The 24,509-nt window shown below is 40.8% G+C and carries 24 protein-coding genes; 8 read left to right on the top strand and 16 right to left on the bottom strand.

Annotated features, from left to right (window positions below; genetic code table 11):
* Positions 1-2: 2 nt before the first annotated feature.
* Positions 3-1,325, top strand: a complete 1,323-nt coding sequence (gene phoR / locus AAEU29_RS07240; protein WP_421972691.1) for a phosphate regulon sensor histidine kinase PhoR — start codon at positions 3-5, stop codon at positions 1,323-1,325.
* A 104-nt stretch (positions 1,326-1,429) separates the two neighbouring features.
* Positions 1,430-2,398, top strand: a complete 969-nt coding sequence (locus AAEU29_RS07235; protein ID WP_421972690.1) for a PstS family phosphate ABC transporter substrate-binding protein — start codon at positions 1,430-1,432, stop codon at positions 2,396-2,398.
* A 131-nt stretch (positions 2,399-2,529) separates the two neighbouring features.
* Here the strand turns inward: AAEU29_RS07235 and AAEU29_RS07230 are convergent, their stop codons facing one another.
* The 8 genes from AAEU29_RS07230 to sfsA form a co-directional block, all read right to left on the bottom strand.
* A complete protein-coding gene (locus AAEU29_RS07230) occupies positions 2,530-2,769 on the bottom strand; it encodes a hypothetical protein (RefSeq protein ID WP_274761570.1) in 240 nt (79 codons plus the stop codon).
* Positions 2,770-2,810: 41 nt separating this feature from the next.
* Positions 2,811-3,662, bottom strand: coding sequence for a pantoate--beta-alanine ligase (gene panC, locus AAEU29_RS07225; protein WP_421972689.1), 852 nt, complete (start codon positions 3,660-3,662; stop codon positions 2,811-2,813).
* 24 nt (positions 3,663-3,686) lie between these two features.
* Positions 3,687-4,481: a 3-methyl-2-oxobutanoate hydroxymethyltransferase gene (gene panB, locus AAEU29_RS07220; protein WP_274761572.1), complete on the bottom strand. Its 795-nt coding sequence runs from the start codon at positions 4,479-4,481 to the stop codon at positions 3,687-3,689.
* A 24-nt stretch (positions 4,482-4,505) separates the two neighbouring features.
* Complete coding sequence (gene folK, locus AAEU29_RS07215; protein WP_421972688.1) at positions 4,506-5,009, bottom strand: 2-amino-4-hydroxy-6-hydroxymethyldihydropteridine diphosphokinase; 504 nt, start codon at positions 5,007-5,009, stop codon at positions 4,506-4,508.
* Positions 5,002-6,426, bottom strand: a complete 1,425-nt coding sequence (gene pcnB, locus AAEU29_RS07210) for a polynucleotide adenylyltransferase PcnB (protein WP_421972805.1) — start codon at positions 6,424-6,426, stop codon at positions 5,002-5,004. Before pcnB ends, folK begins: the two co-directional genes overlap by 8 nt.
* Before the next feature lie 106 nt (positions 6,427-6,532).
* Complete coding sequence (gluQRS, locus tag AAEU29_RS07205; RefSeq protein WP_421972687.1) at positions 6,533-7,459, bottom strand: tRNA glutamyl-Q(34) synthetase GluQRS; 927 nt, start codon at positions 7,457-7,459, stop codon at positions 6,533-6,535.
* 10 nt (positions 7,460-7,469) lie between these two features.
* Positions 7,470-7,910 (bottom strand): RNA polymerase-binding protein DksA, encoded by a 441-nt coding sequence (gene dksA, locus AAEU29_RS07200; RefSeq protein ID WP_421972686.1) that lies wholly within the window; start codon positions 7,908-7,910, stop codon positions 7,470-7,472.
* Between the two features lie 162 nt (positions 7,911-8,072).
* Positions 8,073-8,783, bottom strand: coding sequence for a DNA/RNA nuclease SfsA (gene sfsA / locus AAEU29_RS07195; protein ID WP_421972685.1), 711 nt, complete (start codon positions 8,781-8,783; stop codon positions 8,073-8,075).
* Between the two features lie 85 nt (positions 8,784-8,868).
* Here sfsA and pepB point away from each other — a divergent pair, with 85 nt between their 5' ends.
* Both pepB and AAEU29_RS07185 read left to right on the top strand, forming a co-directional pair.
* Positions 8,869-10,164 (top strand): aminopeptidase PepB, encoded by a 1,296-nt coding sequence (gene pepB / locus AAEU29_RS07190; RefSeq protein WP_421972684.1) that lies wholly within the window; start codon positions 8,869-8,871, stop codon positions 10,162-10,164.
* A gap of 416 nt (positions 10,165-10,580) precedes the next feature.
* On the top strand, positions 10,581-11,150 hold the full coding sequence (locus AAEU29_RS07185; protein ID WP_421972683.1) for a phosphoribosyltransferase: 570 nt from the start codon (positions 10,581-10,583) through the stop codon (positions 11,148-11,150).
* Between the two features lie 58 nt (positions 11,151-11,208).
* Here AAEU29_RS07185 and AAEU29_RS07180 read toward each other — a convergent pair whose 3' ends face one another.
* Positions 11,209-11,865: a Crp/Fnr family transcriptional regulator gene (locus AAEU29_RS07180; protein ID WP_274761577.1), complete on the bottom strand. Its 657-nt coding sequence runs from the start codon at positions 11,863-11,865 to the stop codon at positions 11,209-11,211.
* Between the two features lie 129 nt (positions 11,866-11,994).
* Between AAEU29_RS07180 and AAEU29_RS07175 the strand changes: the two genes are divergently transcribed.
* Positions 11,995-12,240: a uroporphyrinogen decarboxylase gene (locus tag AAEU29_RS07175; RefSeq protein ID WP_421972682.1), complete on the top strand. Its 246-nt coding sequence runs from the start codon at positions 11,995-11,997 to the stop codon at positions 12,238-12,240.
* Positions 12,241-12,301: 61 nt separating this feature from the next.
* On the opposite strand, the gene AAEU29_RS07170 is transcribed toward AAEU29_RS07175, so the two are convergent.
* From AAEU29_RS07170 to pdsR, 4 genes are all read right to left on the bottom strand, one after another.
* On the bottom strand, positions 12,302-13,972 hold the full coding sequence (locus AAEU29_RS07170; RefSeq protein WP_421972681.1) for an amidohydrolase: 1,671 nt from the start codon (positions 13,970-13,972) through the stop codon (positions 12,302-12,304).
* Positions 13,973-14,118: 146 nt separating this feature from the next.
* A complete protein-coding gene (locus AAEU29_RS07165; protein WP_421972680.1) occupies positions 14,119-14,415 on the bottom strand; it encodes a hypothetical protein in 297 nt (98 codons plus the stop codon).
* Positions 14,416-14,549: 134 nt separating this feature from the next.
* On the bottom strand, positions 14,550-16,661 hold the full coding sequence (pdsS, locus tag AAEU29_RS07160; RefSeq protein ID WP_421972679.1) for a proteobacterial dedicated sortase system histidine kinase: 2,112 nt from the start codon (positions 16,659-16,661) through the stop codon (positions 14,550-14,552).
* Positions 16,662-16,664: 3 nt separating this feature from the next.
* Complete coding sequence (gene pdsR / locus AAEU29_RS07155) at positions 16,665-17,354, bottom strand: proteobacterial dedicated sortase system response regulator (RefSeq protein ID WP_421972678.1); 690 nt, start codon at positions 17,352-17,354, stop codon at positions 16,665-16,667.
* Positions 17,355-17,583: 229 nt separating this feature from the next.
* On the opposite strand from pdsR, the gene pdsO reads away from it, so the two are divergent.
* Genes pdsO through AAEU29_RS07140 form a run of 3 tightly spaced genes read left to right on the top strand, consistent with a single transcriptional unit; the run spans position 17,584 to position 20,943 of the window.
* The gene (pdsO, locus tag AAEU29_RS07150) at positions 17,584-18,309 is read left to right on the top strand and encodes a sortase-associated OmpA-like protein PdsO (RefSeq protein WP_421972677.1); all 726 of its coding nucleotides are present in this window, start codon (positions 17,584-17,586) and stop codon (positions 18,307-18,309) included.
* Positions 18,310-18,322: 13 nt separating this feature from the next.
* Positions 18,323-20,383, top strand: coding sequence for a VIT domain-containing protein (locus AAEU29_RS07145; RefSeq protein WP_421972676.1), 2,061 nt, complete (start codon positions 18,323-18,325; stop codon positions 20,381-20,383).
* Positions 20,380-20,943, top strand: a complete 564-nt coding sequence (locus tag AAEU29_RS07140; protein WP_421972675.1) for a sortase domain-containing protein — start codon at positions 20,380-20,382, stop codon at positions 20,941-20,943. Before AAEU29_RS07145 ends, AAEU29_RS07140 begins: the two co-directional genes overlap by 4 nt.
* Before the next feature lie 437 nt (positions 20,944-21,380).
* On the opposite strand, the gene AAEU29_RS07135 is transcribed toward AAEU29_RS07140, so the two are convergent.
* The 3 genes from AAEU29_RS07135 to AAEU29_RS07125 all read right to left on the bottom strand — a co-directional run bounded on the left by AAEU29_RS07135 (position 21,381) and on the right by AAEU29_RS07125 (position 24,364).
* A complete protein-coding gene (locus tag AAEU29_RS07135; RefSeq protein WP_421972674.1) occupies positions 21,381-22,253 on the bottom strand; it encodes a hypothetical protein in 873 nt (290 codons plus the stop codon).
* A 74-nt stretch (positions 22,254-22,327) separates the two neighbouring features.
* A complete protein-coding gene (locus tag AAEU29_RS07130) occupies positions 22,328-22,720 on the bottom strand; it encodes a hypothetical protein (protein ID WP_421972673.1) in 393 nt (130 codons plus the stop codon).
* A 723-nt stretch (positions 22,721-23,443) separates the two neighbouring features.
* On the bottom strand, positions 23,444-24,364 hold the full coding sequence (locus AAEU29_RS07125; RefSeq protein ID WP_421972672.1) for a DMT family transporter: 921 nt from the start codon (positions 24,362-24,364) through the stop codon (positions 23,444-23,446).
* Positions 24,365-24,509 lie beyond the last annotated feature (145 nt).

Below are 24,509 nucleotides of genomic sequence, written 5' to 3'. Positions count from 1 at the left end.
CTATGCTACGAATTGTTAGTAAGCGGGAATTAGTTAAACGCCTTTTTGTTTACTTTATTCCACTTACATTAATAGGAGTCCTGTTAGGGGCTCCTTTTTTACTTTTATGGCTAGGTACATTTTCACTATTAGTGTGGAATTATCGCCAGTTATTCCGACTTAGCGATTGGTTAACGGAACAACGAAAATACTACCCACCTGAAGGTGAGGGTGTGTGGGAACAAGTGTTTGAGGGTATTTACCGCTTACAACAGCGAAATCGCAGAAAGCGCAATGAGCTTGCGGATGTAATTCGTCGTTTCCGAGAAGGTGCTGAAGCGGTTCCAGATGGTGTATTAGTGTTGCAAGATGATCTGGCGATCGTTTGGTGCAACAAAGAATCGATCGCGCTACTTGGTTTACAGTGGCCGCTTGATCATGGCCAGCGTTTAGATAATTTAATTCGTCGTCCAGACTTTATTAAATATATGCGCTCAAAAGAGTACCTAGAGCCGCTTGAACTGCAATCGCCAATTGACTCTCATAGTGTTTTAGAAGTGAGGGTGACACCTTACGCAACATCACAATTGATGATGGTTGTGCGTGATGTGACGTTAATAAAGCAGCTTGAAGAAATGCGCCGTGATTTTATTGCTAATGTATCCCATGAATTGCGCACGCCGCTCACTGTAATGTCGGGTTATCTTGAAATGTTTGATCCCGATATGGCGCCACCGCCTGCGATGTGGGGCAAAGCACAGCAAACTATGCTAGAGCAATGTAAGCGCATGGCAAGTTTAGTAGAGCAATTACTGGCATTAGCGCGTATCGAGAATTCAGACAAGCCGGACTTCGAAGAAGAAGTGGATATCAGCGATATGTTGATGAATATTTACCGTGAAGCCGAGCAGTTGAATCAAGACAAGCAACACACGATTGCGCTTAATATTGACGATACGCTTAACGTTATCGGTAAAGAACAAGAGCTACGCAGTGCTTTTTCAAACCTTGTGTTTAATGCAATTCGCTACACACCAAAAGGTGGTGAAATTATTATCACTTGGCAAAAGAATGAAACCGGCGCTGAATTTAGTGTAGAAGATAATGGTGATGGCATTGCGAGTGAACATATTCACCGTTTAACAGAGCGTTTTTACCGAGTTGACCAAGCCCGCTCACGGGATACAGGTGGCTCAGGTTTAGGTTTGGCGATCACTAAACATGTACTAACTCGTCATGATTCTCACTTAAATATTTCATCAAAAGTAGGTGAAGGTTCAATTTTTAGTTTTTGTTTTTCACGCGAACGCTTAAAAAACAAAAAGTTAGAAGCTGGATTTGAATAAATATTGGTGTTAATAAATTTGTCATATTTTAGTCATGTTACTGTCATGGAAAAGGCTAAAAATAGTCGCATCATCAAAACGGGATAATCAATTGGAGTTACCCAATGAAACTTAAAAACTTAGTGGCTACAATGGGCCTAACTGTTACTGCAATGTTTGCTGGTAACGCGATTGCAGTAGATAACCAATTAGCAGATTACGAAAAAACAACTGGTATTTCTGGTAATTTCTCATCTACAGGCTCAGATACATTAGCAAACATGATGACTTTTTGGGCTGAAGAATATAAGCGTCAATACCCTAACGTTAATATTCAAATTCAAGCAGCTGGTTCATCAACTGCGCCACCGGCATTAACAGAAGGTACTTCAAACTTCGGTCCAATGAGCCGTAAAATGAAGTCAAAAGAAATTGAAGCTTTTGAGAAAAAATACGGTTATAAGCCAACTGAAGTTCGTGTTGCAATTGATGCATTAGCAGTATTTGTACACAAAGATAACCCAATCAAAGGTTTAACAATTAAAGAACTAGATTCAGTTTTCTCATCAACACGTAAATGTGGTGCTGATAAAGAAGCTACTCGCTGGAGCGATATTGGTCTAGAGGGTACTTGGGCAGGTAAAGACATTCAGTTGTATGGTCGTAACTCTGTATCAGGTACTTATGGTTACTTTAAGAAAAAAGCACTGTGTAAAGGCGACTTTAAAAACAACGTAAATGAGCAACCAGGTTCTGCATCAGTAGTACAGTCTATTTCATCTTCGTTAAATGCAATCGGTTACTCAGGTATCGGTTACAAAACGTCTGGTGTTCGTACAGTACCTCTAGCGAAGAAAGGCACTAACTATGTTGATGCAACATTAGAAAACGTAGCAACTGGTAAATACCCACTTTCTCGTTTTCTATACGTATACGTGAACAAGCACCCTAACAAGCCGCTTTCACCAATCGAAGCAGAGTTCCTGAAGATGGTACTTTCTAAAGATGGTCAGAAAATCGTTGAGAAAGATGGTTATGTACCACTTGATTCAAACATGGCAAACAAAGAACTTAAGAAGCTAGGCCTTCTATAAATAAAGTATCTCAGCCAATTAAAAAGCCGCTAGTTAGCGGCTTTTTTGTGTTTAAAAGAACTTTGATACCAATTCTGCTAAGTAGGTGATCAGCTACTCAAGTGAATGGTATTAGTTAACCTGAATTCAGGTTAGTTAATAAATTCTGGGCCTAGCTGTGCCTTACACGCATTATGTTGATCAATACACTGACGCATACACACGCCATTCGCCATATTATCGCGCATATTGGTGTTTTCACATGAAGACTCACACTGGAAGTTTTGTTGTGCACAGCTATTAAGTACTTCTTTTTGTGCTGGTGTTAAGTCTTTATTTGCACTACATGCAGCCAATAAAGCTACTAAGGCGATGGTGACTAGCTTTTTCATTATCCTTAATCCTTATAATTTTTTTAAATTGAGTAGCGAGGTTAGGCTGTTGTAACTTGTAAGTTATCAATTAAACGCACATTTGCTAAAAATGCAGCAACCAGAATCACTAAATTTGTATCATCATTTGACGCCGGTTGTAAGGTGCTGGCGTTACAAATATTAAAATAGTCGAGCTTAAAGCCGTTTTGTACGATTGCTAAATGCGCTTGTTCAGTGACTTCAGCAATACTTAACTCACCGGCTTTTAAGGCATTTTCAGCGTTTAGCATAATCTGATAAAGCGCGCTGGCTTGCTGTTTTTCAGTTTCAGACAAATAACCATTACGTGAACTCATTGCAAGGCCTGACTCTTCACGCTTGGTAGCAACGCCAATAATTTCAATGGGCATTGATAAGTCTTCCACCATAGTTCTAATAACCGCAAGCTGTTGGAAATCTTTCTCACCAAAACACGCGATATCTGGCTGCACAAGGTTAAATAATTTATTTACGATAGTCGCAACACCACGGAAATGACCAGGGCGACTAGCACCACAGTGACCTTCTGATACACCTGGCACATCAATGTAACTTTGCGCTTCAAGTCCTTTCGGATAAATCGTCTCAACTGTTGGTGTAAAGAGTAAATCAGCGCCATGCTCGATAAGACCATTTTGATCATCGATAAGCGTGCGAGGATATTTGTCTAAATCTTCATTTTTGCCAAATTGCATTGGATTCACAAAAATACTGACAACCACTTTGTCGGCAATTTGTTTCGCTTTATCCACCAATGAAAAGTGGCCTGCATGTAAGTTGCCCATGGTTGGCACAAAAGCAACTGTTAAACCTTCTTGCTTCCAGCTTTTTATTTTGCTGCGCAATTGAGAAACGTTAGAAACCGTTTGCATAAAAGTAACTACTTAACACTTAAATTAATTGAATTCATGCTCAGGGGCAGGGAACTGACCACTTTGCACATCATCGATATATTTTTTAACTGCTTCTGGCATGCTGCCAGCTTCAAGTAAAAAGTTCTTTGAAAATTTAGGAATATACCCTGCTGAAATACCTACTAAGTCGTGCATAACTAAGATTTGACCGTCGGTATCTTTACCCGCGCCAATACCAATTGTTGGAATAGATACCGCTTCAGTAATGGCTTTAGCAAGCTCAGAAGGAATGCATTCAAGTACCAATAATTGTGCACCAGCAGCTTCAAGCGCTTTGGCATCATTAATCATTTTTTCAGCCGCTTCGTTTGTGCGACCTTGAATCTTAAAACCACCAAACACATGAACCGACTGTGGCGTTAATCCTAAATGACCACATACAGGAATACCTTGTTGCGTAAGTGATTCAATTGCAGGGTAAAGCCATTCACCCCCTTCAAGCTTGACCATATTTGCACCTGAGCGCATTAGCTCAGCAGCATTTCGACAGGCATCCGCTGGGTTTGAGTATGTCATAAATGGCATATCGGCAATCACAAATGTGTCTTTGGCGCCAGCGCGGACACAGCGAGTGTGATAAGCAATCTCTTGATTGGTCACCGCAAGTGTGTCACTGCCACCTTGTAGTACCATACCCATTGAATCGCCTACCAATAAAACGTGTACGCCTTGCTGTTCAAATAGGCTGGAAAAGCTCGCGTCGTATGCCGTTAGTGCAGCAATTTTTTCGCCTTCTTGCTTCATCTTCTTTAATTTTGAAACAGTAATCTTAGCCATGTGTCTCTCGATTGTTTTTTGTTATTAGCTTGATGCCAAAATGGTTAAGCCATTTTTATCAATGGTTTTGAGTAATGCGTTTAATTCAGTGCCACACGGTAGGCACAAATTGGGAGCAATTTCATTTAACGGGTAGAGAACAAACTCACGGGTTTTCATACCATAATGCGGTATAGTAAGGCGTTCGTTTTCAATCTCTTCACCTTTAAACAAAATGATATCTATGTCGAGTGTACGTGGTCCCCAACGGTTTTCTTTACGCACACGACCAAAATCAAGTTCAATTTTTTGCGTAATGTCTAAAAGTGCTAAAGGCGTTAAATTTGTTTCAATAGCCACAACTGAATTAACATAGTCAGGCTGATCTTGCGGTCCCATCGGTTTACTGCCGTAGAGCGAAGAACTTGCAACTAAATTAATTGCAGCATGCTCAGATAGCGCCATTGTGGCATTTCGGATTTGTTCTAAAGGAGCATTTAAATTTGCGCCTAAACCTAAATACACACGCTGAGTAGCTTGATTAGTCATGACGTTTCGCATTGTTAGTTTTTGGTTTACGTGGGCGTCTGCGACGGAAACTGCTGGTTTTGGCACATTTATTTAATTCACCTACCATGCGTTTCTGACTGCCTGCATCTTGTTCTGTGTAGTTATCCCACCATGCAGCAAGCTCAGCAAGTTCTGGTTCGTACTGGGCACGTAAGCAGAAAAAATCTTTTGCAGCACGAAAACGTGGTTGCTGCGTTAAACGAAATGCACGTTGACCACCACGTTTGTCAAAACGGTGCTGCAATTGCCAAATTTCTCGGGCACCAATGGTAAAGCGCTTTGGTACAGCAATGGCTTTTGCGCTTTCAGATAAAATCTGGTTCATTGCAATATTAAATGCATTAAACGGTGTCTCACCTTGCGTTGTAATACGTTTGGTTTGTGCTTGCAGTGGATACCATAAAAATGCGGCAATAAGATAAGCAGGTGTTACTTTTTTACCGGCATTGATTCGTTTATCGGTATTACTTAACACTTGTTTTATAAGTGCTATTTCAGGCCCATCAGGCTTTTTATTTAGCAGCTTATCAAGCGCTGGGAAAAGATAAGAAAAAAGCCCGTAATGACGTAATAAGTCAAAATTAGCCTCTGCTTTGCCATTTAGAAATAGCTTGAGCATTTCTTCAAATAGGCGGGCTGCTGGAATATTGCCAAGCAACGATGCAAGTTGAAACATCGGCTTTTCTGTGGCGGGTGCAATGGTCATATCCAGCTTAGTAGCAAAACGCACTGCGCGAAGCATGCGAACTGGATCTTCACGGTAGCGTGTTTCAGGATCGCCAATTAATTCAATGCGGCGATTTTTAATCGCTTCCATTCCACCGGCAAAATCATGAATACTGAAATCATTAATTGAGTAATAAAGCGCATTAATTGAGAAGTCACGACGCTCAGCATCTTCATCTATGGTGCCGTAAACGTTGTCGCGCAGTAATTGACCTTGGTCACTCGCTTGGCTTTTGTTTTTTTCTTCTTGTTCGTCACTGTGATGACCACGCATTGTGGCCACTTCAATGATTTCACGGCCAAACATAATATGCGCTAGGCGAAAGCGTCGTCCAATTAAACGGCAATTACGAAACTGCTTTTTGATTTGTTCTGGTGTGGCATTGGTTACCACGTCGAAGTCTTTTGGTTCTAAGCCAAGTAAAATATCGCGAATACAGCCGCCAACTAAATAGGCGTCGTAGCCAGCATCTTTAAGACGATAAAGTACTTTTAAGGCATTTGGGCTAAGTTGTTTACGCGAAACCACGTGATGTTCTCTGGTGACAACCAGCGGCTTTGAGAAACTCGCAGCACTTTGTGGTTCTTGACTTTGTTCTGACCCAGATAAAATATCTCGGCAGATTTTTACAAGCTTAGAAATAATGGGACAGCTCCAGAATTCATACAGGGAAAATTAACCGCGTAATAATATACTAATCACTGTGTTAATGCCATCTCTAGCAGGGTTGAATGGGCTGTTATTTAGGCATTATTTAGCCTAAAGATTGAACATCTTAAAGAGGTTTAAAGGTAAAGCTGTTATCGTTTGGTATAAGTTGGATTTCATCATTGGCAGGCACAAGTTCTCGTTGCCATGTGTTTACTGCCCATTGAATTATTTCTTCAACAGTTGCGCTTTTAAGTTGAGCTGCAGTATCTAAGCCCAAAAAATTTAGTGCGGCAAGCAGCGTTTGTTGCGGCTTATCCATATCTATTGCAGCTGCATAATTCTGCTTTGATAGTTTAAATCCGGGTTCTGCAACGGCGAGAGGTAAATGGCCAAATTGCGGTACCTTGGCTCCCAACAGCTTGTATAAACTGATTTGTCGTACTGTGGGGAAAAGTAAATCAGCACCTCGCACAATATGTGAAATTTGCTGTTCAATATCATCAAGTACGACAACAAGTTGGTAGGCAAATAATCCATCGCGGCGTTTGATTATGTAATCTTCTTCGGCAAATTTACTTTCAACAATGATATTGCCTTTAAATAAATCATTGAATTGATAGGTAGGTAAAGACTGTTTTAATCTTAAAGCTTGTTGTTCAAATGCAAGTTCTAAGTCACGACAATGGCCTGTGTAAAAACCACCATGCAGCTTTATTTCTTTACGGGTACATTTGCACGCATAGACTTGTTTTGCATTGGTAAGTGTATTGAGTACATCTTGATAGTGGTCTAAACATTCGCTTTGATAGCGAATCGTTTCATCCCAATACAGGCCATAGTTTTCAAGCGCACGTAAAATGAGTGAATCACTATCTGCAACTACGCGGGGGGTATCGATATCTTCGATGCGAACTAGCCATGAACCATTATGTGCTTTTGCATCGAGGTAACTGCCAAGTGCAGCAACTAATGAGCCGAAATGAAGTGGGCCTGAAGGTGAAGGGGCAAATCGGCCACGATATGCCCCAAAATCAAATGTGTTTGCCAACATTTAGGCCAAATTAACGGCCTGATTGCTTTTCTTTGATTTCAGCTAATGTTTTGCAATCAACACAAAGATCAGCGGTAGGACGTGCTTCTAAGCGACGAATACCAATTTCGATACCGCATGCATCACAATAACCAAAATCTTCGTCTTCGATTAGTTGTAATGTTTTTTCAATCTTTTTAATTAGCTTACGCTCACGGTCACGTGTACGTAATTCTAATGCAAACTCTTCTTCTTGTGCAGCACGGTCAACCGGATCTGGGAAGTTTGCAGCTTCGTCTTGCATATGGTTTTTCGTACGATCTACTTCTTCACGTAAATTGTTACGCCATGTCTCAAGAATCGCTTTAAAATGCGCTAGTTGAGCGTCATTCATGTATTCTTCGCCAGGTTTTTCTGTGTACGGTACAACGCCCGCTTGAGCCAGTAAACTCAAATTATTTTGTGATGGCATAACTGTCTCCTAATTCTTCTATGAATAGAGTCCCAATAAAAGTCGGCGGCTATAAATAGCAGAATAAAAAATGAAGTGCAATTAATTTTTACCAATTAAAAAATTTTAGCGAGAAGCTATGACAATCATTTATGCGGTAAAAGGCTTGAACCATCTTATTTATTACTGCGACTCAACAAAGGGAATGGATTTATCTATTACAATTTGTTCCGAGCATATGTTGGTACGGTAACATAAAATTTCAACCCCTGCGGCCAATGCTTTTTTTATTTCGCTGGCGTAGTTGGCGTCAATATGCGCAGCTGGAGCAACAGACTGAATGCCAGTGTGTTGAATTAAAAAGAATAAAACTGCACGGTGTCCAGCATTTTTCATTGCAACTAATTCACGCAAATGTTTGCTACCACGGGCGGTTACTGCGTCTGGAAAGTAACCTTTGCCATTTTCTTCAAGCAAAGTGACTGATTTTACTTCGATGTAGCAATCGGGTTTATTGTTATCACTGAGTAAAATATCAATACGGCTGTTTTCGTCACCATATTTCACTTCTTGTTTTAAAGTTGAATAACCAATGAATTCAGGAATATTTCGATTGCTAATCGCTTCGGCAACCACGTGATTCGCCATACTGGTGTTTACACAAATTAAATCACCTGCGAGGTTTTGTGTTAGTTCTAGCGAATGTGGGTATTTACGTTTGCTATTGTTGGATGTGGAGTAATACGCTGTAAATCCAGAGTCAGCACAGCCAGTCATACGGCCGGTATTAGCACAGTGAATGGTTATCTCGCCTTGTGCTGTTTCAATATCGACTAAAAATCGTTTGTAGCGCTTAATTAATTTAGCTTGTTTTAATTCAGACTGAAATTGCATTGGCTTGGTCGCAAATTATTGGGCTATTAATGCCACTAGTGTACACTGGAGCCACGCAATTATGTGAACACACAAGAGAAAAAATATGTCAGATCTGTTCAAAGTTCAGTTATCGCAAGATGCTGCTGCGGCGCATTGGGGCGAAAACGCACTTCTTTCTTTCTCAAATGACGGTGCTACCGTTCATTTACAGCAACAAGAAACACTTAAAAATGTGCAAAAAGCAGGTCGCGCACTTGCTAATCAAGGCATTAAAACAATCGCTTTAGAGGGCGATGCTTGGTGTACTGAAAGCCAGTGGGCACTTTACCAAGGCTTTGTTACTGCAAAAAATCTTGATGCTGTGACATTTGCGGAAAACAGCCAGTCATCTTTAGAAGAACTTGCTGCATTGAAACGTTCTGCAATTTGGCAACGTCAAATGATCAATGGCACAGCTGAAGATGTTTACCCAGAAAGCCTTGCTGAAAAAGCAGCAGAATTTATCGGCTCACTGGCACCTGAACATGTTAGCTATGACATCATTAAAGGTGATGCATTACTAGAGCAAGAGTGGATTGGTATTCACTCTGTTGGTCGTGGTAGTGAACGCCCACCAGTTTTACTTACGTTAGATTACAACCCAACGGGTGATGAAAATGCACCTGTTGCCGCGGCATTAGTAGGTAAAGGCATTACTTTCGATTCAGGTGGTTATTCAATTAAACCAAGTGAAGGCATGCTTTCAATGAAGTGTGATATGGGCGGTGCCGCAACGGTTACTGCTGGTCTTGCTCTTGCAATTAGCCGTGGTTTAGATGTGCGCGTTAAATTATTCCTTTGCTGCGCAGAAAACCTTATTTCAGGTAATGCATATAAGCTAGGCGATATTCTTAAATATAAAAATGGTACCACTGTTGAAATCGTGAATACTGATGCGGAAGGCCGTTTAGTGCTTGCTGATGGCTTAATGGCTGCAGGTGAAACGGGTGCACCACTAATTATTGATGCTGCAACATTAACGGGTGCAGCACTTGTAGCAGTTGGTCAAGAGTACAACGCACTTTTTGGTCTTGATAAAGAACTTGTTCGTGAAGTTGAAAGCTTTGCAAGTGATGAGTTTGAAGCTGCATGGGCATTACCGCTTGAAAAATTCCACCAATTTAACTGCCCATCAGCTTATGCTGATACTGCTAACAGCCGTGCACAGAAAGGCGGTGGTTTTGGTGGTGCATCAAATGCAGCTGGTTTCTTATCGCGCTTTGTACCAAATGAAGGTAAAGGCTGGGTGCATATCGACCTTGCTGCTAGCTTCCAAGATTCAGCAAACAGCCAGTGGGCTGCAGGTGCAACAACTTGGGGTATGCGAACTGTTGCGCGTACTTTGCTTGAAAAAGCATAGACAAGGTTAGTTGTAACAATAAAAAAGCCTGCAAATGCAGGCTTTTTTATTCACGATCTTTAAAGCCTAATCGCTTTAATTCTTCGTTGCTTGGTGTTGAGTCATTAAATCTAACTAGTTTTAATGCTATTAATGAACCAAGAAGCATGAAAGCAAATATCCACAACATAAGAGTTACCTCAATTTATTTGCTTCATCCCTAAAATATGTTTTTTGGTAAAAGACCAAAAATAACTCCATAATCTATTTACGTCTATGTTCTTCGATTACTTAATAAGCTTAGTATTTAACCAATCAGGGTGTAATATATTTTATAAGACTTACATCATGCATTTTTGATATAAAGCAAGCTATTTAGTTTAATATGAGCTATTATTCACACCCTTTTTTATACCCCAAAAAATCAGGAGCACTTCATGTCAGATAAGGTTTTTATTACCGCAGAGCAGCTTTTGCAAGACTCATTTAAACTCGCAGCACAAGTTTTTGATGATGGTTTTCGCCCTGATTATATTGTGGGTATTTGGCGTGGTGGTGCACCAATTGGTATTGCAGTACAAGAATACTATGACTTTAAAGGTGTAGACACAGATCACATTGCGGTACGTACGTCGTCATACTACGGTATTGGCAAGCAATCTAAAGATATTAAAGTACATGGCTTGCACTACATCATTGAAAACGCTAACGCGTCTGATAGCTTATTAATTGTTGATGATGTATTTGATTCTGGCCGTAGTATCTTTGCATTAAAAGAAAAGCTAAAAGAATTAATGCGTTTAAATTTACCGCAAGATATTCGCGTAGCATGTCCTTACTACAAGCCTAAAAACAACAAAACACCAATTGAGCCTGATTACTACATTCATGATTCAGATGAGTGGTTAGTATTCCCACATGAGCTTTCAGGTTTAACACCAGATGAACTAGCTAATGGCAAAACAGATTTAAAAGAAATCAGCCATTTATTTATTGATAAAAAATAATCTCTAATAAATAGAAAAAGGTCGCAATTGCGACCTTTTTTAGTATTGATAAATGCGTTTAGCGGCTTGCAAAACTATCGATAAAATCTTCTAGTTTATCTTCATCAAGCGGTTTTAAACCTTGCTCTGTGCGCTGCACTAAACCTTGTTCTACCAAATCACTGACCACGCGACGATAGGCACGCTCTGTGGTTGCAAAACGCTCAGCTTCAGCACTTACTTTTGGATAAGGCTTAAGCATAGTCACTGTTTCATCTTGGTAGCGCGCTAAGCAGTCTTTGGCAATATTAAAACTAAGTGGTAATAGCAGCTTATTTAAGTTTATTTGTTGGTTCTCAATAAACTTTTCAGCGATGCTTTTTGCCGTGTACATCGCAAGCTCTGGTTTTTCTTGTAATAACTCACGCCAGTACTTCAACTCAATCAGGTTGTAGGTTACTTCACTTTGACAAGTCATCGAATAAATACATGGCCTGTCGTTAAGTGCTTCCACTTCACCCACAAGAGTATTGTTACAATCTAACTGGCCTAGTAACAAACGCCTGCCATTACCCACATCATAACTAAATGAAATTGTGCCACTACGTACTAAAATTAACTTACTTAGCGGTTTGCCTTGTTCAGCAAGTAGCTTTCCCTTTTTTAAGGTATAGCTATTGCCTGCATAAGACAGTAACTCATCAACTAGAGTTTTTGAAAAGTGGTAATCGAACATAAAGTCTCGCTTGTTGAGAACATATAATTAGCGCCAGTGAGCAATAACCGTTGGACAATTGTCCTTTAGCTATTCTAACGAACCGTATAGCTTACAGCAAACTGGAAATAATTAGAATCGGAGCAGCACATGGTTTGGGAATATTTAGGTTATTTTGCATCGGCATTGCTTGTTGCTTCGTTAATGATGGAAGATGTTGCTAAATTACGCTGGTTTAATTTAGCCGGCTGTATTTGTTTTACCCTTTATGGTTTTGCAATTTCAGCGTGGCCAGTTGCATTTACTAACGGTTTGCTTTCACTGGTAAATATCTATCACTTAATTAAGTTAGCAAAGAAAAAATCTACTGCAACTAAGGATAAAGCTGACAGTTAACAGTTTCTGGATGAAGAATTCAGAGCGCAATAGTGCTCTGAATCCTAAACGCTCTTTGAGCTTACTTTTGTTGATATTTTAATTCACCTGCAAGCCATGTCTGTTCAACTTGCGTGTGGTAAATATCAGTCAGCGGCGCTTTAAAATAGTTAGTATCCACAATTATAAAATCTGCCCATTTTCCTTTTTCAAGGCTACCAATTTTAAATTCTTGGTGTGCGGCATACGCTGCATCTAAAGTAAATGCGCGAAGCGCTTGCTCACGCGTTAATTTCTCCTCAGCAAGCCAGCCACCTTCTGGGGCTCCATCTTTATCTTGGCGAGAAACTGCTGCGTATAAACCATGAAACGCGTTTGCTAATTCAACAGGGAAGTCTGATCCTGCGGCTACACGAGAGCCTTGTTTTAAGAAGGTTTGCCACGCATATGCGCCTGTCAGACGATGTTTGCCTAATCTATCTTCTGCCATATGCATATCAGATGTGGCATGTACCGGTTGCATTGACGGAATAATCGCAAGTTGTTTAAAACGTTTAATATCGCTTGGTTCAACAATTTGCGCATGTTCCATACGGTTCCTAAGTAATTTACCACCGGTTTTAGCGTAGACTTTTTCGTAGGTGTCGAGTACTACACGATTAGCTTTATCACCAATAGCATGGGTATTAACGGTAAAGCCCGCTTTAAATGCTTGCGTAAACACATTTTCAAGCTCTTGATTCGACATTAACATTAAGCCTTTATGGCCAATTCGGTCTTGATAATCTTCAAGTAGAGCCGCACCTCGACTGCCTAAAGCACCATCGGAATATACCTTTACACTGCGAATTGCCAGCATATCATTACCGTCAAATTGCTTACCTGCCGCCAGTTGTTTGCTGAGCTGACTATCCGTCGCACTTAACATGGCATAAATGCGTATTGGTAAGGTGTTTTTGGCAGCACGCTCCATATAAACTTGGTAGGTTAAGTCATCAATACCTGCATCATGGGCAGATGTAATACCCAAGCTCAGTAAATGTTCACCGGCAGCATCAAGGCGTTTACTAACCTCTGTTTTATCAATTTTAGGCATATGTTGATAAACCAAAGGCTCTGCATTATCAATTAAAATACCCGACGGCTCGCCATTTTCTAAGCGAATAATTTCACCACCGTCAGGTGATTTTGTGTCTTTAGTGATGCCTGCAATTTCGAGCGCTTTTGAATTTACCCAAAGGGCATGACCATCAACACGAGTAAGGGCTACAGGCCTGTCGCTTACAATGGCATCGAGATCTTTAGCGCTAGGAAACGACTTGCTTGGCCAATTTTCTTGGTTCCAGCCACGGCCAATAACCCAACCATCACTATTTTTTGCGTATTCTTCAATTGCTTTTAGAGCATCTTTAAGCGAACTACTGCTGCGTAAATCGAGCTGACTTTGATTTTTACCAAGGCCAATAATGTGACCATGAGCATCAATTAAACCTGGCAGTAATGTTTTGCCTTCTACATCGATTTTTTCAGCTGGGCTGTAGGTTGAAATAATCGATTTATCACCGGTGGCAACGACCTTACCGTCTTTGATAACCAAGGTCGAAAATTCGTGAACGCCAGCTCCCTGTTTCAAGGTGTAACCGTTTGCGTTGTGTAAAATGGTGTAATCAGCAAAGGCTACAGGTGCAATGGCGCTTAGGCCCAAACTGGTAACAGCGATGAATGCGCGTTTAAGTTGGTTTTTTGTTGTCATTGTTATTCTCACGCTTAGTGTGTGTATTCAGAATAGCAAAAACAAATTAAAAAATAAGTGGTTGATGAAGAAAAGTATTTAACGCCACTCATTACATGAACTGGCGTTAAATAAACTGTGGTAGGGCGCTACCACATAGTCGAGGGTTATCTATTTAATAGTTGCTGAGGCGTTTGGATCTGCGCGTTAATGGCAACTAATAAAGTTGCTAATTTTTGCTCGTTTTCGCAGTTAGTCGTCCAAAGAACAGCGGGTAAATTTAGTTGCTTGGCAAGTTTAAGCGCTGTTTCAATCACATAATTTAGCGAGTTTGCACAATTAGATACACCACGCGAAACAAGGTCATAGCAATTAATACAAACCGCTTGCCAAAGCTCTTGTTCAACAATGATTGCGCTGTTTAAAGACGCGAAATTAACTTCATTAAATTGGTTCGTTTGCATTACATGTCTACTTCTCAACTAATACAATAGCTTTATATCGTTTTCTGCAATAAAAACTTGAGAAATAATTTTTAAAGCGCATCAAATAAAAATCTTTATAGCCTTAATTATTAATAAGTTAAGGGCTTTAAAATTTATAGTTTAAAGCTTACCAAAAACTCAACGCCGCCATCTTTGTTGTTGGCTGTTATGCTTGCACCGTGAAAATCACAAATTAAACGTGCCATGTACAAACCAAGTCCTAAATGCGGCTCTTTTTGTTTGCTTGATTCACGTACCGATACCATTGAATCAAAAATATGGTTTGCCATATCGCTAGGAAGTGCAGGACCTGCGTTAAAAATACTAAATTGCGCTTTGTTATTTTGGATTGTGTAGTTCACTTCAATTGCTGTTTCAGGTTCAGCAAAATCAACTGCATTGCTGATAAGCTTATCAAGTAGCTGAGCGATAAACTCAGGCACACCATTTAATTTAAATGCTTCTTCACTTAAGGCTAACTTAAACTGTTTATCTGGGTAGGCAAGGGCGTAGCCTTGCAAACACCCATTTATTACTTCGCTTAAGTCAAATTGCTCTTTTTGGCTATTTTCAATGGCATGCTCAAGGCGTGTTGCCTCGCTCATGGTAGTCAGAATTTTATTTAATCGCGCTACCCCTTCTTTTGCCCGTGCGATGTATTTTTGGCTTGGTTCATCGGTGTTTTGTAATTCTAAGCTTTCAAGGGATGAGCGCACTACAGCAACAGGGGTGCGCAGCTCGTGTGATAAACGCGAGCTCATATTTTCTAAATAATGAGTGTAGCCACCAAGGCGATTAACAATATTGGCAAAGCTGCGTGACAGGTCGCCAATTTCATCACTGGAAAATTGTTTTTCAATCTTACCGGTAACACGCCCTTGTGCATCAATGGCTTTTTCTGCTGCATCACGTAAGCGCCTGATACGCGTTGAGATAATAGATGCAAATAAAAATAAGCTCAACGTGCCAATCAGCATAATCGCTAAAATTACATTAAACAGCTTTTCAAACGCTTTGTTTCTGATTTCGCGAATGCCATTTGTGGTTTCTTCAGCAATTACGGCGCCCATTACTTGGTCGTCAATCCAAATAGGATAGGCAGCAGAGAGGATCACTGCTTTTTGATCAGGGGTTAAGCGCCATGTTGATTTAGCATGCCCCTCAAGAGCAGCATTTATATGGCTGCCATCAAGTGCAGCTACATCACGGGTTATATCGGTAAACTCTGTAGCAGGGCGAGTAAGAATCTTGTAGTAAATTGGGTGCAAGTATTCTTCTTCAAATTGCTCCCAGCGCGATTGCTTGCGCTTTTTAATGGCATCACCCCAACCGCCATCGGCGTTTTTAATGTTGCCAGCATCGGCTAATACGCGGCGGTGCTGGTCAACAACAAACACACGGCTGCCAGCGCGTGCCATTCCTTTAATAATTTCTTCAATCTCTGGAGAGGGTACTAAAATTGAGCCTAAGCTTTGTAATTCACTGAGGTTAGAGGTGGCGATTTCGGTTAAATCGTCTTCCCCTTGGTCTTTATCTAAAATAGCAAAACCTAATTTGTTACCAAGAAGCGTTAACGGCAAGCGCAGTTCAATATTGTAGCCTTGTTCAGTTAAACGAAAATAACCTTGAATTTGCGTAAAGGGCATTTTTGTTTCAGCGTCGAACGCATTTACCCAACCAGGTTGCGTGGTTGATATTAAATAAGTTTTCACGACCCCAGCAGCATTGGTAAAGGCGATTTTTAAATGATCATTGCGCTCTAAGCTGATGGTGTTTTTACCGCGAAGTACCACATCGTCATCGGTCACACTGAATTGTGCATACAAGTAGTTATTATACTTACCAACCATATGTTTAAACGATATATCGGCATCGCTATGGGCATTCTTATCTTGCGTTAAATAGGCGTCGCCATAATGCCAAACGAGCGGTAAATAGGGCTGCCATTCCTGTAATTTACCATCGAGCTGAATGGGTCCCACAATATTGTAAGCGTAGAGATCGCGACCTTTTTCAACTGAGTCTAAAAAGCTTGCTTGGCTGTCGAATAGTTTTGGTCTGTCGTGCAGTGCGGTTGCTAAAGCGCGGCTGGTGGCAACTAAGTTTTTTTCTTGTCCTAAGCGTAAAAAGTTTTCCATTTCGGCCACATATTGATGGCCAAGCCAAGGCAGTAATAGCAAAAAGCTAGAAAGAACAACAACTTTAGTACGCAGACCAATTCTCATGGTTTATTTTGCCTCCCAGCGATAACCCATGCCATAAACAGTATCAATATGGTTAAATGCCTCATCAACTTTCAAAAACTTTTTACGAATACGCTTAATATGTGAGGTGATGGTGCTGTCATCAACGTAAATTTTTGCTTCACTCATTAAATCATTGCGCTGTTTTACATGGCCTGGGCGAATAGCCAACGCATGTACTAACCAATACTCAGTCACGGTTAAATCAATGGTAACGCCCTGCCAAGTGACTTGCATGCGCTCAGGATCAATCACTAAATCACCACGTTCTATTAATTGCTCTTGCTGTTGTGGCGCATTAAGTGCCAATTGGCGGCGGAAAATCGCTGAAATACGCGCAGCTAAATGAGCAAGGCTAATATCTTTTGTTAAGTAGTCATCTGCGCCCATGCGTAACCCTGATACAGTATCGATTTCGTTATCGCGCGCAGTTAAGAAAATAATCGGTAAAGTTTGGCTTTTTGCACGTAATGCTTGGCACAACATAAAACCACCATCTATTTCATCACCTAGGCCAATATCAATAATTGCTAAATCTGGCAGGTTAGCTAATAACTCATCTTGTGCGCTGATGCGATCAGCATAGCCTTTAACTGAATAACCTTGGCCTTGCAGCATATCAATATAGTTTTCGCGAATAGCGTCTTGATCTTCAATGATGGCGATTTTTTTCATGGATTACTGATAATTACCTACTCAATAGCCGCCACTATACCGAAAAATTGCGCAAAAAATAGGGACTGAGGCCAATTGCCATTTTTTTGCCACAATTGCTCATCGCATTGCCTTTTTTCACCCCAAAAATTGCCAGAACAGCTTGTTTTAATTACTCCAACGCAAACGGAGCAGCAGCATCAACACATAAACGCAGTAAAAAAATTAAAACTCATTCTTGGAGAATATTATGAAAAAAGCACTTTTAGTTTCAGTAATCGCATTAGCACTTAGCAACCCAGCAATGGCAACAGAAAAAGAATTTGAAAAAGAGCCATTAATTGGCTTTGGCGCTGGCGCAACCATGGGGGCAATTATCGGTGGTCCGGTTGGCGCAGTTGCTGGTGGTATTGTGGGGATTTTTATCGGCAAGATAGAAGGGGATAAAGTTGATATTAAAGAGCAGCAAGCTGAAATTTCAAAGCAGCAACAAACCATCGTTGCACTGCAACATAAAACATCAGATTACCAAGAGTTAGTTGCGTCTAAGCAGCAGCTAGAATCTCAGCTTGAACGCATTGCACAGCAGCGTATCGACAACTTACTCGCAATGTCGGTGCAGTTCCGCTCAGGCTCGGCTGACATTGAACCACACTTTGCCGAGCAATTGATTGAGCTTGCTGAAGTGATGAAACAGCAACCTGAAATTTATCTCGACCTAAACGGCTTTGCTGACCAACGCGGTGACGATGAAAACAACTTAGCACTCTCAACTAAACGTGCCGACAATGTAGCCGCATTTCTAATTAAACAAGGTGTTGACCATAACCGCTTAAGCACACATGGCTTTGGTGAAAGCCAAAGTATTGCCAAACAAAATGCAGAAGACAGCTTTGAAAGCAACGTGTTTGACCGCCGCGTAACCGTGCATGCACGCATGCAAGAACAATCTCAAACCGCTAACAACCAATACTAGAGAGGGGCTAGTAATGTTACCAAAACACACAAAAGGAGGTGAAAAAGAACAACAAGGTAAACGAAAAGGCGCGCATCTGCGCCTTTTCATCAACCTTGCCATTCTTTTTGTTGCTTGGCTTGCCTCGGCCATATTGTTTAGCGCGAAAGTGTCGGCGCAAGGGCTTATTTTAACTAATCAGGCAGGGCAAGAAGTTGAGCAAAGTGTGCTTAAATCGACCCACCTTGATATTCAAGTAAAAGGCATGCTGGCGTTTGTTGAATTAAAACAGGTCTATCAAAATCCAGCATTAGAAACGCTAAATGGCAGTTACCAGTTTCCACTGCCTGAAAATAGCGCGGTATTTGCCATGGAAATGATGCTTGATAACCGCAAAATTATTGGTGAAATTAAAGAAAAACAGCAGGCTGAGGTGATTTATAAAAAAGCCCAGCAACAAGGCCATAAAGCCGCATTAGTTAAAAACCAAAGCGCCAATGTATTTAAAACAAAGGTGGCCAATATTGAACCGGGGCAGGAAGTCGCTGTTAAGCTGAGCTTTCAATTTCCTTTAACCTATCAAGATGAAGTGTTTAGCTTGCGATTACCGACAGTGGTTGCGCCGCGCTATTTTAATAATCTTGACCTTGATGAAAATGACCCGAATAGCCATTTTAAAACGCGTTCGCAAAGCAGTTTTCAACCTAATACATTAATGGCTGAGGAGGCGCCAACTCTCGATTTTTTGCCAAACACTGTGTTAACCAGTTTCAATGCAAACAACAAGATTACTATCAATTTTGATGTGAACTTAGGCTTTGAACTCGATAGCATTTCCAGCCCAAGTCATATGTTGTCGGTAGTGCAAACCGGAAATACACAGTATCAACTGATTCCTGCACCACAAAGCTTAGTGGCAAATCGCGACTTTGATATTAAATTTGTGCCGCTTCTAAATGAGCAAATTACCACGCAAGTGTTCCATGAAAATATTGATGGCGAACTTTTTTACCAAGTGATGATGATGCCGCCTAAATCGGACTTTGTGTCGCACAGTTTACCCCGCGAATTGGTGTTCGTGATTGATACCTCGGGTTCGATGGCAGGTATATCAATGGAGCAAGCAAAACAGGCGCTGATTTTAGCGTTAGGAAAACTCGGCACAGATGATCTTTTTAATATTGTGGCATTTGATCATCAAGTTGAACTGTTTAAACCAGAAGCAGTTGCAGCAACCTACTCGCAATTGCAAGCGGCAAAACGCTTTATTGCAGGGCTTGAAGCTGACGGTGGTACCGAAATAAATAGCGCATTAGCAGCTAGCTTTGATGGTCAATTTGATGAAACACGCGTACGCCAAGTGGTGTTATTAACCGATGGCGCAGTTGCCGACGCTGAATCTGTTAAGGGCTTAGTAAAAAATCGCCGCGCCGATAGCAAGCTATTTACCGTGGGTATTGGCAGTGCACCCAATAGCCATTTAATGCGCTTATTAGCCAAGCACGGCAAAGGTGAAACCTTGTTTATTAATAACCTTGAAAGCATCGCTGATGAAGTGGCTTTGTTAAGTGACAAGCTTAGCAATCCAGCACTTCAGAATATTCGCGTATTAAATGATATGGGCTTACCACTTGTTGATAGCTTACCAACTGCAGATCTTTATTTTTCATCGCCGCTGGTGGCGTATTTTAAATTAGCACAACCGGCTCAAGCGGTGCAAATTGCAGGGGATGGTGTTAATGGAAAGTTTTTAAAACGGGTTTCGCTTGAAAATGCGATTGCTGCAAAAGGCATCGCCCGCGCTTTCGCTAAAGAACACATTAACACGCTAGATTTAGTACAAGATAAAGCGGAAATAACCAAGCTTGGCATTCGCCATGGGTTATTAACGCCATATACAGCTTTTATCGCGGTAGAAAGATACTTTGGTGATGTTGCCAATAAATCGTTCGAAGCGCCAAATATGCTGCCGCAAGGAAGTGCGATGCCTCAAACATCAGGTAATAACGACCGCTTGCTTTGGCTTGGCATTTTATTGCTAGTTGGCGGTTTTTTATTAGCTCTTTGGGGGCAAAAAGAGGACGCAGAAAAATGAAGAGTAGGCGTAAATTATTACGCCTTTTGGCGTTTTGTATTGCGATATTAGGTTTAGTTTTAGTGTTTAAATCAAGTTATGTGTATGGCAAAGCGCAACTTGCTCAGTTTTTACTGTGGCAGGCATGGCTAGAAAATAAAACGGATGCCAATCGCCAGCAAAAAGCATGGTACTACGCCGACGGCTATCCGGTTGGTGAACTCAAAGTTAAAAGCAGAGATATTTCGCAAATTGTGCTTAATGAGGCAAGTAACCGTAACCTCGCATTTGGCCCCGGTATTTGGCATCACCCAAGCAATAACATTTTAGTCGCCGCACATAACGACACTCATTTTAGCTTTGTTAGAGAGTTAAAGCTCGACGAGAAAATTAGCTATCAAGCACAAGGTAAGGCGCAGCAACATTTTAAAGTAGTGAATAAAATACATGTAGATTACCGAGATTCAAACTGGCTATTAGGGTTAGATGGGTATTTAGTACTGATTACTTGCGAGCGTCGCAACAGTTTGGATTTAGTGCCAGAGGGAAGGGTTGTGGTTGTGGCAGAGCCAGTGATTTAGATTTTGCGGCATGCGACACAAATACAGCGGAAAGCCAAGGTGCAAAATACTGTCCTACTGAACTTGTTTCAGGATCTCAGAGCTCTGACTGGGAAGCTAATTATTAGCTGTAATGCAAATTAGAACGCATATTTGTCGCGCTGGCGACGGCAGCCAAAAGGGGGCTAATGCCGGCCCCCCTTTGGATTCCCCCGACGCCCCAAAATCAAACTGATTCTTCAAACACAATTTAAATATGAACATAAACGCCATGAAGCAACGTCCCTGTTGTGCATGGCTTGATCGACCGCTTCGCTCCCTGTCTCGCATTATTCATTTAAATTGTATTTTCAGGTTTGATTAAGGGGTGAAGGAGTGAATCTTGTAAACTGTGCTTAGGTTTAAAGAGTGTCGTGCTCAATGCTGCAATATTTGACTCTAATTTTTTCTTCAATGTTTTAGTTTGCATTGGTCTCAATTCTTACGGATGGATTTCTATCCACTTGATCTTCTGTTAAGACGTATATTCTATCTGCAGAAACCCCTTTTGCATTCTTGTGATTATTAATCTTCTTCCATTTATTTAGGGACATACATATCATTTTTCGGCCGATATTATCTTCTATGACAAATGCATTACTTAGATCGCTTGGTAAATCAGATTTGGAGATAAAGTCCGAGTACTTGTAATTGTCCGGCATATCTGGATGAGTGCAGGAAAATGATTTATAACCACACGATTGACATTCCCAGCTAGCAAGCGAGTAATATTTACCTTCTTTAACACCCACCTGTTTTAAAACAGCCTCGCCATTTACTTCAAAAAATCTCTTCTTTCTTTTTTTAGTGGATACGACTTCTATGAGTTCAAAAGAATCTCTTTCAGATTCCGTAAAAAGGGTCAAAAAGTCTTCAGATAACAACAGGGGGTTATACATAATTTGATTAAAACCCCCAATGTCTCCTATTGGAAATGTGCTAACAGTTAAGCTTATAGATGTGCGTTTACCTATGCCACCCCTGCATGCTCCGCAATAACCACCTTCGAAAAGCCCTTCCTGCCACTTTTCTCCTTCTGCAGCTTCATTCCAACTTAAAGTCACCAATGCTGGATTCGCGAATTTGGATACTCCTGAGGGTTCCGGCGGTTCACGTAAAAAGTTTAGTGCTGCTTCACCGTCAGCATATCTATCACAAATTTCGAAACATAGTTCTTCACATGCAGTTTCAAAGTCTATATCCAAACCTTTCACAGTTTTATCGTTATCAAGATAGACTAGAAATTTTTCACCTTGTTTTTTCCATCTTACAGGATAGGTATTACCTTCCAATGTGGCTACTCCTATGACATTGAACGTCTCAAACAGGGGCGCGCTGTAAGCGCGTCCATGCCTGATTTGACTTGTTAGCTGCCTTGCTGCAGCGTGTATAATGTAGGTAAATTTTCATCTTGCTCTTTTTCTAAAACTAACCCTTGGAAAAAGTGATGATCAATCTCATCTAGTTTGCATACAACAGCATTGTGCAACTGAAACATTAAATCTGTGGCTGTAAATGCATGCGAATTTATCGCATTAATGGTCACAGTCGGCTCAATCTGTTCATCACCGTCATAACACCAATATTTGACTCTTATGGAGGGCTCAATAATAACTAGCTCATTGAGTATTTGCTCATCAAAGTCTTCACCAATTATATCTAATTGGTATTCTTTCAACTCAGCTTCAAATTCATCTATCAGCTCAAACGGCTCACCGATGAAGCTCCAACATAAATCCTCTAGAACATATTTAGACATTTGCTTTCCTAGCAGCTAACAATTTAATATCGACCCAATGGGATGTTTTTCTACCGAGCCACGGGTTATTTTTATCATTGTACCAGTTCTATCATACTAACTAACTTGTTGCTACAGATAAACTTTTAATCATTTTAGAAGTTATAAAAAGGATAAAAACGACCAAATGGGTCGTTTTCTTGAACATAGGAGAAACACTTAGCAACTGGCCATAAAATCAGTGCTGAAAAATAATTTTATAGTGACCGTCGAGGGTTCATTGCTGCCGGATACATAATTAAATTCATAGCTTATTTCCTCGTAGTCCCCAGGCTGTGTAAAAGCCGATTTTGACCAAACCGTTACGCTTTAAAATTCATCCATGAAGCTTGGTTCCATCGGTCATCCATGACCTCACTTCCTCAAACTGCGAAGCGTTGCTTTGGTCTTTCGTCACCCCATTAATCAAACCTGAAAAAGTGGCTTAAATGAATAATGCGAGACAGGGAGCGAAGCGGTCGAGCAAGCCATGTACAACATGGACGTTGCTTCATGGCGTTTATCATAAAATTCAAATTTGATTTGAGGATTAAGTTTGATAGTGCGGTCGCCTTTCTTTTGGTTACTTTATCTTTGGCGAAGCAAAGAAAAGTAACATAAAGCCCAAGGATGGGCTTTTTCGAAACGCATGGAGGCACAATTTAGCAGCCACTCAAAAGTATAAGTAACTGCTATAAATAAAAACTACCTTTCACCCCCAACCTCTACCGGCATGGTATCCATTTGCGGCTCCATATCCTGGTGTGGTTTTGGCTTATGGCGCTGGGCAATCACTACGCCAATAAATACACAGCCAATGGCGAGCCACTGTTGCCACGTTAAAAATTCATGAAGTAGTAATGACGCAAGTAACAAGGTGAATACGGGAATAAGGTTTGAAAACGCGGCTGCGGTTAATACCGATACTTTTGAAATGGCATAGTTATACATACCGTAGCCACCCAAGGTTACAAACGAGCCTAAATAGATAATGGCAGCAATGCCTTCGAGCGACATTTCACTTGGTAATTCAACAAAAAACAAAAAGGGTGCAAAGAATAAGGTGCCGCTAATGCCTTGCAAAGCAATTAAACTTAGTGGTGAGTAACGATGAGCTAAATGTTTTACGCACACCGCATATATAGCGGCGCATACCATGGCTAGAAACTCTAAAAAGTTACCTAAAATTGGGTTGGGTGCGGCGCTGGTATCGGGCGATACAAGGGTAAGCGCAATACCCCCAACAATACAAAACACAAATCCGGTGATGATGGATTTAGATAAATACTCTTTCAGCATAAAGAACGCCAAAATCGCTACGATAAGTGGGAAGCAACTGACAATCACACCTGCTTGGCTCGCAGAGGTATATTCAAGGGCGTAGCCTTCAAATAAAAAGTACAAACAAGGTTCGGCAAGTGACATGCCGAGTAGGTACTTCCAATCACCTTGTTGGTAATCAAATTTTTTCACATAGCGCCAAAGCATTAAGCATAAAGTGAATGTGGTGAGCATGCGAAGAAAAATCACTACCGCAGGGTGGTATAAATCAATGGCGAACTTTAAGGAAATAAACGAGCTTCCCCACAAAAAGGTGGCGATAAGCAAACATAAACTAGCGGGCATAACGAATACTCAAATAAAAGGGGCAATGGATTTTAACAGACTTTTATTGGTGCAATAAGTATCAAGCGACAAGTCTCGACCAAAGAATAGCAGAACACATAAATGCCAAATTTTATGCTGACATAGATTAGATTTTTTTATTTAT

This window comes from Pseudoalteromonas aquimarina, from assembly GCF_049257255.1.
Classification (GTDB): Bacteria; Pseudomonadota; Gammaproteobacteria; order Enterobacterales; family Alteromonadaceae; genus Pseudoalteromonas.
Note: the sequence above shows the minus strand (reverse complement) of the source record. Positions and strands in the feature narration are given on the sequence as shown.